This is a genomic window from Actinokineospora sp. PR83, from assembly GCF_021056305.1.
GTDB lineage: Bacteria > Actinomycetota > Actinomycetes > Mycobacteriales > Pseudonocardiaceae > Actinokineospora > Actinokineospora spheciospongiae.
In genome coordinates this window covers 44,375-54,236 of sequence record NZ_JAJCXD010000126.1, presented here as the reverse complement: position 1 = coordinate 54,236, position 9,862 = coordinate 44,375, and the positions used below count along the sequence as shown (strand labels likewise).

The following is a 9,862-nucleotide window of genomic DNA, read 5'->3' as shown; positions in this document are numbered from 1 at the left end:
AGGCCACCCGCGTGCTCGCGGGCGAGCGGGAGGTCCCGGCCCGGCGGGCCGGCCTGTCGGGCCGCGGTCGGCGCAGGCTCGCCGCCGCGGTCGCGGGCGTCGGCGCCATCGCCCTGGTGACCACCGCCGTCCTCACGGCGGGCCCACCGCAGCGCGACGGCGACCTCCCCGGCACGCTGGGCGCGGACCCGGCCGCGGCCGACCCCTGCGCCGCGCTGTCCACCGACGCCCTGGCCGGGTTCGGCGAGGCCTTCATCGACCCGGAACTGGGCAACTTCGGCACCTGCGTCGTCACCACCACCCTGCCGGACGAGGCGGGACAGGTGCAGACCCACCTCGACCTGACCGGCCCGCTCCGGTACCCGCCCCGACCGCCGACACCCGGGCAGGTGGGCGGCATCGAACGCCCGGAGGTCCGCGACGGCGCCTGCACCCGCGCGCTGCCCCTGGCCGACCTCAACCGGGTGGTCATCACGTCGCGGCCACTGGACGACGCGCAGAACACGCCGATGTGCGCGATCTCCGAAACCCTGGTGGGCACGGTGGCGCAGATGCTCGCCAACGGCCCGCTCCCCCACCGCGCCCAGCCGTTCGCCCCCTGGTCACTGGCCCACGCCGACGCCTGCGCCCTGCTGTCGGGATCCGACCTGGCCGCCGCGATCGGATCCACCGAAGCCGGTGACGCGGGCCTCGGCCGCTGGGAGTGCGACTGGGAGCACGACCGCAGGGCGGTGCAGGTCCGCTACAGCCGGGAGTGGCCGATCGAGGACGACCAGGACGTGGTCGGCACACGGGTCCGCGTCGGCGACCGCAACGCGGTCGTCGCGGCGACCGGCACCACGTGCCGGGTGCAGGTCGTGCACAGGCTCTACACCCCGCCGTCGGTGCTGCGCGGCACCGAGGAGGACCGCGAGGAACTCGTGGTCGTCGACTTCAGGGACCCGCACAGCACCGACCAGGCGGCGCTGTGCGACACCGCGCGCACCCTCGCAGCCGCTGTCGTCGCCCGGCTCCCGTGACCGGCGCAGGCGGCCACGGGAGCCGGGCCTGACGGGAGCGCACCAGCAGCCCGGACGCCACTGGCACGGTCCCGGGCACCGGGCGAGGTGATCCGGCCCGGTCTACGCCGATTGGATCTCGTGGGGGGCGGTGCGCAGGCCCTTCCCCGGCCGCTCGTTCGTGCGGGCGGCCATGCTCATCCCCTGCGTGGCACCGGTGGTGGCGGCGGGGCTCGCCGTGCTGCTCGGCGCCTACCTGTGGCTGCTGCGACGGCGGCAGGGGGACCACGCGTGACGGGGCGGGTGCGGCGGTGGACGCGCGACCGGGTGGAGCGGGTCGTGTTCGGCGTGCCGCGGTGGGTGGTGATCGCGTTCTTCCTGGCCGCGACCGCGTTCCCGTTCCACTACATGCTCATGCTGTCGGTCCGACCCATCGAGGACCTGCTGCTGCGGCCGGATTCGCTGCTGCCCGCGCCCGGGGCGGTGGACCTGTCGGCGTACGAGGAGGTGCTGCGCCCGGTCGGCGAGGGCGGGCAGGGTTTCCTGGCGCTGCTGGTCAACAGCGCCGTGGTGGCCACGCTGTCGGTGCTCATCGCGCTGGCGGTCGCCATCCCCGGCGCGTACGCGGTCAGCAGGCTGGACTCCTTCGGCAGGCGGCGGATCAGCTCACTGCTGCTGGTGGTGTACCTGTTCCCGAGCATCGTGGTGGCCATCCCGCTGTTCGTGCTGCTGACCCGGGTACAGCTACGCGGTTCCCTGGTCGGCCTGGTGCTGGTCTACATCGCCCAGACGGTGCCGGTCGTGGTGCTGTTCTTCCTGACCGAGCGACTGCTGTCGCAGGGTCTGACCAGCGGCGCGGAGAAGGGCCAGCCCCCGCTCCGCGGATCAGGTCGTCGGCGTCGTCTGCTGGGCGCTGGTCGAATTCGACACGAGGCCCCGCCGCGGCTGAGCGCACCGCCCGATCGTGTCGTCTTGCCCCGGCGGCAGGTGCTTCCCCGCCCCGGTGGGTACACCGCGACGGGACAGGGGAGGCGGATGTGAGTCGCAGTGGCACCGGGCACCGGGCACCCGGTCCGGCATTGGGCGCGGGAACCCGCCGGGTCCTGCTGGTCGTGCTCGGGGTCGTGGCACTGGGGATCGGCGGGTGGGCCTACCTCACCCCGCAAGCCTGGTACGAGTCCTTCCCCGGCTTCGGGTTGCGGTGGCTGCCGGTGCTCGGCCCCCACAACCAGCACCTGTCCTCCGACATCGGCGCCTTCTACCTGGGTTTCGCCACCCTGACCCTGATCGCGGCCGGCAGGCCCACCGACACCACCCTGGTCCGGGTGACCGGCGCGGCCTGGCTGGTGTTCAACGCCTTCCACACCGCCTACCACCTGCGGCACCTGGACATGTACAGCGCCACCGACAACCTGCTCAACGCCGTGTCCCTGGGCGCGTTCCTCCTCATCAGCGCGGCGCTGCTCCTCCCGCTCCGACGCGGTTCCACGACCACGCGGTGATCCTCACCCCCACAACCGGTCGGCAACACCTCCTCAGCGGCGCAACGTCGTGGAACCGAGGACGCTCTCCACTTGCTCCCACCGCTTGACCAGGTCCGACATCATCAGCACCAAGACCTCCGGGAACGCGTGCAGGAAACTCCGATACCGGTAGTGGTCCAGGTAGAACACCACCACCTCGTCGCTGACCGCGGTGACCGACGTGGTGCGGGCCTCGGCGAACAGGTCGTGGTGGCCGAGCAGGGCACCGCGACCCACGACCGCGCGGTCGTAGACACCACCGAAGTCGACCTCCACCTCACCGCCGGCCACCAAGAGCACCCCGTGCGCGGCGTCGTCCTCCCGGCACAGGGAATCACCCGCGGTGAACGGGATCTCGTCGAACATCGAGGCGAGGGTTTCCAGGTCGGTCTCGGCCAGCGAGGTGAACAACCGAACCCCGTGCGGGTCGGCGCTCTCCCGCAGGCACGCCACCCGTTCGGCCAGCTCCTGCTCACCGACGTGGGCCATCCGCATCCGCGCGAAGCGCAGCACGCGGTCGGTGTTGCGCGCCCGGCGGCGGGAGGTGCCCGCGTTCGGCGGGGTGTGGGTGGTGGGATTCCCGCTGATCCGCGCGGCCTCGCGCAGGCCGGACTCGTAGGCGCTGTGCACACAACCCCAGTGGTGGGGGTTGGTGCCCTCACCGGCGAAGAACAGCCGATCACCCACCGGTTCGGCCAACGTGCCGATGTCCCCCGGTGAGGCGCCGACCCCGATGCAGGTGTAGGAACCCCTGGCGAACGGGTCGGCGGACCAGGCGGTGCGCGAGATGCGCTCGGGCGCGGGAGCACCCGAACCGAACACGTCCGCGACGATGGTGGTGGCGTAGGTGGAAACCTCCTCGTCGGACCAGGTCTCCAGTTCACGACCCAGCGAAGCACCCAGCAGCATCACCAGGACCGGTGCGCCGTGGGACTTCCACATGCTGATGACGACCGTGGGGTGGCGGTCGGTGTCACGGCACAGGTAGCCGAAGACGTACTGCTCCTTCGGCCAGAACGGTTCGCGGTAGTGCAGGGCGATCTTGTTCAGGGTGCCGAAGCCCAACCGGGCGATCGCCGACCGCTTGACCTCCGGCAGCGGGGGCTCGAAGCGCACCACACCGGCCTTGAGCACACCGAGCGGCAACGTCACCAACACCTTCTCGGCCTCGAACCCACCCCGGTCGGTCCGCACCCGCACCGACCCGGCCCCCACGTCGATCCGCGTGACCACGTGCCCCAGCCGGACGTCCACCCCCTCGGCGAGGGCGTCGACGACCGACCGGTACCCCTCACGCAGCACGCTGTCGCCGTAGCCGTAGACCAGGTACCCGTCCTCCCAGTACTTCAGCGACAGCCTGTCCGGGTCCTCCGCGACGTCCTCGCGCAGGATCACGTTGAGGTGGTAGCGGACCGCCTGTTCGTCCTCGGCGGACAACCGGCGCTCGGCCAGGACCTGCCGCACCACCTCACCGAGCGGCACGTCCGGGTGCCGCCCCCGGCGCGCGGCCTCAGCCCGCTGCTCGACCTCGTGCAGCACGCCATCGGCCAGCTCCCGGGTGCGGCTCTTGCGGCGATGCCCCGCGCGCAGGTTGTCCGCACCGAACAGGTCGAGGTTGTCGAACCCCCCGGTATAGGCGCTGTCACCACCGACGTAGCTGTGCGCGATCCCCAGGTCCTCCACCAACTCGGTGATCGGATTGCCGTCCGTGCCGTGGATCCAGTGCGCACCCAGGTCCACCCCGTGCTCATCGGTCCAGATCCGCCCGCCGACGCGGTCACGCGCCTCCAGGACGGTGACCGGGTGGCCGAGTTCGCGCAGCGCCCGCGCCGCGGCGAGCCCGGCGACCCCGGCCCCCACCACCAGCACACCGGGCAGACCGCCAGCGTCATGAGGCATGGCGCCAGTGTCCCGTGCTCGACCGGGTCCGAACAGTCCCGGATCGTGTACTGGCGCCCGACCCCGCGGTGCGCGGCAGCTCAGGCACCCAGGACGAGCACCCCCGCACCCCGACCCGCGCCGACCAACTCGGCGACCCGCGCCAAGCGGGGATCACCGGGTGCGACATCGATCTGGAAGTGCGCCTCCCACGGGGTGGCGAACGTGCCACCCCAGCGGACCACACCCCCGCAGGACGCCACGATGTCGGCGATGACAGCCCGCTGGAACCCGGTCAGGTCACCGGTCGTACCCGCCGGGTACCAACCGGGGCGGATCGCGACCGCGGTACCCGAACCGAAGTTGCTGTCCGGGCCGCGCCGCGACAGACCGGTGGCGCGGAAACCGGTCACCTCCCCCGCGCGCAGCGAATCGACCTCGTAGTGGTAGCGGCGCACGACGTGCACCAGGACCGCCTCGACCGCACCCACCCGCACCGGGACACGCAGGTCGCTGCCGGGCACCGGGCGCGTCCACACCGCCCCACCCGCATCCGCGGACGACTCGACCGGCCAACCGTTCGCACTGACCGCACCGGTACGCGGGTCACGCGGGACACGCACCGGCGGCGCCGCAGGCGCGGCGACGGCCGAGGTGGTCGACACCGCGCCGATCCCCGCCACCGCGGCCAAACCGACACCCGCGCGCAGCAGCGCCCGACGCCGGAACACAGAGGTGGACTCAGGTGATGCGAGATCTTCCGACATGACAGGGCCCTCCGAGGTCAGAGACGATTCACAACCACTGGACGCAGTGCCAGAACGACGGCCAAGCCAACGCCAGGGTGCCGGGGAGCAGGACCAGCACACCACCCCAGACCCACCGCCACCCCCACGGCACCTCCAACACCAACGCCAAACCGAAGTTGACCAGGTGCCACACCCCCGCGATCAACACCACGCCCACACCACCGACGACGGCGTCGACACCCGGCTGCCCGGTGTACCGCCAATCCGCGGCCACCAGACCCGCCGGGGCGAGCAGACCCTGACCGACCGCGTACACCAGGAGGAACACCGGCACCAACGCCAAGTGCCCGAGCAGCCAGTTGGCCACCGTGGCCACAGCCCAGGCAACCACCCGCCGAGCCCCGACCACGTCCCCCCGATCCCCCGCGCGTCACGAGCGCAGCGGCGCCTGGTACCTCTCGAAGATCCGGTACAGGTCCACCATGGCCACGCCGTAGCCGACGGAGCTGTTCGCGGTCCCGTTGTACCGGGCCATGATCCGCCTGCTGTCGTCCTCGGTCGTCAGCGGGCCCGGCCGGGCCACCCCGACATCCGCCGCACCCCAGACGTGCACCGCGGGGATCACACCCACGTTGTACACCGGATCACCGTTGAGCTTCTGCCAAACCTCCCACAGGTCGGCATCGGCATCAGGGTCCTTCACCCGCCCACCGAGGACACCCTGCCGGATGCAGTGGTTGGTGGCGACGATCGCCGTGCGGGCGAAGACCTGCCCCAGCCCCGTACTGGAATCCGCCGGACCCACCCCGGTGCCCTCGTGGTACTGCCGCACCAACGCATCAGCCGCCGGGTCCCCCACGTTGTAGGCGCGGAACTCCCATAACAGCGGACACTGGATGAGAGCCTTGCGCATCCGGTAGGACCGGGCCAGCCGGGTGATCAACCAATCCAGGGCCAACACCACCTCGACAGCCTCGGTCGTGCTGTTGAGGGTGAGGGCCTGCCACCCGTCACCACCGGTCTCCGGCACACCCCGCCCCTCCAGGCAGGCGCGCACGTCGGCCAGCAACGCGTCCCGCTTCGCCATGTCAAAACCGACGTCGAGCGCACTGTCGGGCACCTCCGGGTCGTAGCCCGACTGACCCGGGTCACGACCCGAGGAGATGTTGTTGTCGATCTCGATGGCCCCACTGCCCGACCCCACCCAAACGGTGGAGATCTGGTCGAAGGCCCAGTTCGCGGGCATCGGATAACCCAGGTTGCCGGAAAACCCGGTGGACATGTCGGAAACGAAACTGGCATCGGCCAACCCCTCGGCCGCCACCCGGGCACACACGTTGCGCGGACCGTAGATCCCCACCCGGTACTCCGCACCGTACTGGGCCACCATCGCCGCGATCGCCCGGAAGTGCGGCAGGACGTTGTCGCTCACCTGGTGGTCCAGCGCATCGAAGTCGACCGCGAAGTAGATCCGGGTACCCGACCGGAACCCGTGGTGACGCGCCCGCTGCACCGCCGCCAGCGCGTCGGCCACACCCTGCTGGTGGCTGAAGTACTCCGCGGACCCACCCAGGGTCTGGTAAATCGGAAAAGAGTTCAGCCCGAACGACCGCAATCGCTCCAACTCACCGGGCTGGATCTGCTTGTCCAACGAAGAACCCGGCGCATTCGCCAGGTAGCGCCCCACCACCCGGTACCCCGCGGCACGCAGGGCCACAGCCCGATCCGCGGTGACCTCGGTGACGCAATCGGCCGCGGTCCCCCGCCGGGTCGCGTCCCCAGTGGACACCAGCAACGACGCCCAGGTCGCGAAATCCCCGATACCGGTCACCGGCAGGGCGACGAAACCCTGAAAACCCCGGACCACCGCGGCGAGAGCACCGTCGAACACCGACGTGAACACCACCCCGGACCGCTGGTTGAAGATCAACGCGGCGCGGAACAACAACACCCAGGTGCCGGTGCTGCCGGTGGTCAACGAGTGCGCCCGAACGCCATCCCTGGTACCGGGCCCGAAGACCCCGTTCGCCACCTCGTCACCCATCCCGATCTCGTACTGGATCGCGTACACGAGCGCCTTCTGCACGTCCCGGGAAAAATAACCATCACACGGGATGATGAAGAAGTTCCGACGCCCCTGGTGACGACCGTTGAGCCACTGCTGAACCGACCGGACCTGCTCCCCACCACCAGGCAGGGCCACGTAGGCATCCATCGTCAACAGCGCCTTGAACACCTTCGGGGTGACACCATCACCCGGATAGGCGACGGCCACCCCCATGTCCTGCTTCAAACGGACAACAGCGGCCGAGACCCTGGAGTTGAAAGTACCGTCCACGTTCCCGCCGTCATACCCCTTGCAGTACAAGGCGGACTGCACGATCCGATAGACGTTCCCATGCCTGCTACCCGCGTCGACCACCGGGAACCGCGACTGCAACACCGCCAACGTCGTGGGCCCGAAACTGTCGGACAGGGCGGTGATGCCCAGTTCGTACTGCAACGCGCGGGTGAGCGCGTACACCACCGACCACCCCGTCCTGCCGTTCTCCTCCACCTTCGGAATCCCGGCCACGGAATAGGAGTTGATGAACCGCTGCGCCCGGACAACCATCTCGTCGACCACGCCACAGACCTTCCCGCCGCCCACCGGACGGCAAAGCGGACGCGCGACACCGAACGCGCGGGCGAAAAGCCCGCGGCGCACGCACCACGCGAATGAACCCCGACAACGAGCCGGCCCCCGCCGGCGGTCGAAGACCGGGCCGCGGCCCCCGCCCACGACTCCCGACCACTCCCCAGTGTTGAAAACATGCTAGCCAGATCCGAAGAGCGTTGTCGAGCAACAACAGGCCCGACGCACGAGACCTTCACGAGAAAAACACAGAACCACCACGAAACCACTTGTCCGCAATTGACAAGAAACCGAAAGCGCGTCCATTCGCCGAAATCGATTCGACTTGTCGGACGCTGTCGGCGGACACCACCGGGATGTGATCCTTCCCGAGCCCGCACCGCGTGCGGGTCCTGGGAGGAGTCAACGACGATGAAAACCCCACCCCGACGACCGCTCGCACGGCTGATCGCCGTGGCAGCCCTGGTGGCAGGCGCCACCGGCGGCATCGCCGCACCCGCCGTCGCCGCGCCCACCCCACCCACCCCCGTGGCCTGGGGACCGTGCGCGTACGAAGACCTGGTCACCCTGCCCGCCACCGAGGTGCTGCGCTACTCCTGCGCGCGCCACCCCGTCCCCATCGACCCCGCCCGACCACAACGGGGCACGGTGGAACTGGCGCTGATGCGCCGGGCCGCCGACAACCCCGACACCCGGATCGGATCGCTGTTCCTCAACCCCGGCGGACCGGGCGGCAGCGGCTACAAGCTGCCACAGGCCATGAAGAACTACCTCTCCCCCGAAGTGCTGTCCCGGTTCGACCTGATCGGGTTCGACCCGCGCGGCGTCGGGCGCAGCTCCCCGGTGCGCTGCTTCACCACCCAGGAGGACAACGACGCCCTGAACGCGCGCATCTCCGCCATCCCACTCACCGAAGAACAGGAACGCAGCACCAACGCCGCCTACGGCGACTACGGCCGCGCCTGCGGACAACTCGGCGGACCGCTGCTCAACCACATGTCCACCGAACACGTCGCCCGCGACCTGGAGCTGCTGCGGGCCGGGGTCGGCGACGCCAAGCTCAACTTCCTCGGCTTCTCCTACGGCACCCTCATCGGAGCCACCTACGCGAACCTGTTCCCGCAGAACGCGCGGGCCATCGTGCTGGACGGCAACGTCGACCCGCTGCTGCGCACCACCAACGGCCTGGAATACGACCGGCAGCGCACCGAGGGCTTCGAACTGGCGCTGGACGAACTGCTGACCCAGTGCGACTCGGCAGGCCCGGCGGCGTGCGCGTTCAGCGGCGACGCCAAGGCCAAGTTCACCGAACTGCGGGACACCGCCGAGCGGGACGGCACACTGCGCTTCCCGGCGCTGAGCCCGGACTGGCGGATGACGTTCGAGGCGTTCACCAACTTCATGTCCACAGCCGTCTACAACCAGGCGGTGGAACTGCCCACCGTGGCGATCCTCCTGCAATCCGCCTACGACGCCCTGCACCCCAGCGGAGCCCGAGCCCGAACGGCCGCCACCCCCGCGATCACCCTCCCCCCGAACGCCTTCGAGCCCAGCCGCGACATCCTCCCGGACTCCCCCTACACCAGTGACGACTCCTACTCCGCGGTGAACTGCACGGACAAGCCGTTCCTGCACTGGCCCGGCCTGGTGCCGCCGATCGCCGACGCGTGGGACCGCGCCATGCCCACCTTCGGCCGCGGCCTGGCCTGGGGCGACCCGGGGATCTGCGTGCAGTGGCCGTTCGCCGCGCGCTGGGCCGAGCGGTACACCGGACCGTGGAACCGCAGCACCCCGAACCCGGTCCTGCTGGTCGGCAACACCCACGACCCCGCGACCCGGTACGCCTTCAGCCAGCGCATGTCCACCCGCCTGGGCAACGCCCGCCTGGTGACGGTGGAGGCGATCGGCCACACCATCCTCGGCCGCAGCACCTGCGCCGACCGGATCGCCACCGACTACCTGATCAACCTCGCCGCCCCGGCGAAGGGGACCGTGTGCCAACCGAACGAGGTGGCGTTCCCGGCGCGGTGACCACCCGCCGAACAGCGGCCCGGCCCCACCCGGGCCGCTGTTCGGCAA

At 70.5% G+C, this 9,862-nt stretch carries 8 protein-coding genes and 1 pseudogene; 5 read left to right on the top strand and 4 right to left on the bottom strand.

All coding sequences use genetic code 11. The features are described from left to right. From L6E12_RS32450 to L6E12_RS32435, 4 genes and pseudogenes are all read left to right on the top strand, one after another. Positions 1-1,019, top strand: a pseudogene (locus tag L6E12_RS32450) (hypothetical protein); the annotation flags it as partial. Between the two features lie 130 nt (positions 1,020-1,149). Beyond that, positions 1,150-1,293, top strand: coding sequence for a hypothetical protein (locus L6E12_RS32445; RefSeq protein WP_236231742.1), 144 nt, complete (start codon positions 1,150-1,152; stop codon positions 1,291-1,293). Then, the gene (locus L6E12_RS32440; protein WP_236231741.1) at positions 1,290-2,039 is read left to right on the top strand and encodes a hypothetical protein; all 750 of its coding nucleotides are present in this window, start codon (positions 1,290-1,292) and stop codon (positions 2,037-2,039) included. The genes L6E12_RS32445 and L6E12_RS32440 overlap by 4 nt, the downstream gene beginning before the upstream one ends. Beyond that, on the top strand, positions 2,036-2,500 hold the full coding sequence (locus L6E12_RS32435; RefSeq protein WP_236231740.1) for a hypothetical protein: 465 nt from the start codon (positions 2,036-2,038) through the stop codon (positions 2,498-2,500). The genes L6E12_RS32440 and L6E12_RS32435 overlap by 4 nt, the downstream gene beginning before the upstream one ends. 33 nt (positions 2,501-2,533) lie before the next feature. Here the strand turns inward: L6E12_RS32435 and L6E12_RS32430 are convergent, their stop codons facing one another. The 4 genes from L6E12_RS32430 to L6E12_RS32415 form a co-directional block, all read right to left on the bottom strand. Then, positions 2,534-4,420, bottom strand: a complete 1,887-nt coding sequence (locus L6E12_RS32430) for an FAD-dependent oxidoreductase (RefSeq protein ID WP_236231739.1) — start codon at positions 4,418-4,420, stop codon at positions 2,534-2,536. Positions 4,421-4,500: 80 nt separating this feature from the next. Further along, on the bottom strand, positions 4,501-4,923 hold the full coding sequence (locus L6E12_RS32425) for a hypothetical protein (RefSeq protein WP_236231738.1): 423 nt from the start codon (positions 4,921-4,923) through the stop codon (positions 4,501-4,503). A 271-nt stretch (positions 4,924-5,194) separates the two neighbouring features. Beyond that, positions 5,195-5,524, bottom strand: a complete 330-nt coding sequence (locus L6E12_RS32420; protein ID WP_236231737.1) for a hypothetical protein — start codon at positions 5,522-5,524, stop codon at positions 5,195-5,197. A 54-nt stretch (positions 5,525-5,578) separates the two neighbouring features. Then, positions 5,579-7,774: a glycoside hydrolase domain-containing protein gene (locus L6E12_RS32415; protein ID WP_236231736.1), complete on the bottom strand. Its 2,196-nt coding sequence runs from the start codon at positions 7,772-7,774 to the stop codon at positions 5,579-5,581. Positions 7,775-8,194: 420 nt separating this feature from the next. Here L6E12_RS32415 and L6E12_RS32410 point away from each other — a divergent pair, with 420 nt between their 5' ends. Then, positions 8,195-9,814, top strand: a complete 1,620-nt coding sequence (locus L6E12_RS32410; RefSeq protein WP_236231735.1) for an alpha/beta hydrolase — start codon at positions 8,195-8,197, stop codon at positions 9,812-9,814. Positions 9,815-9,862: the final 48 nt, after the last annotated feature.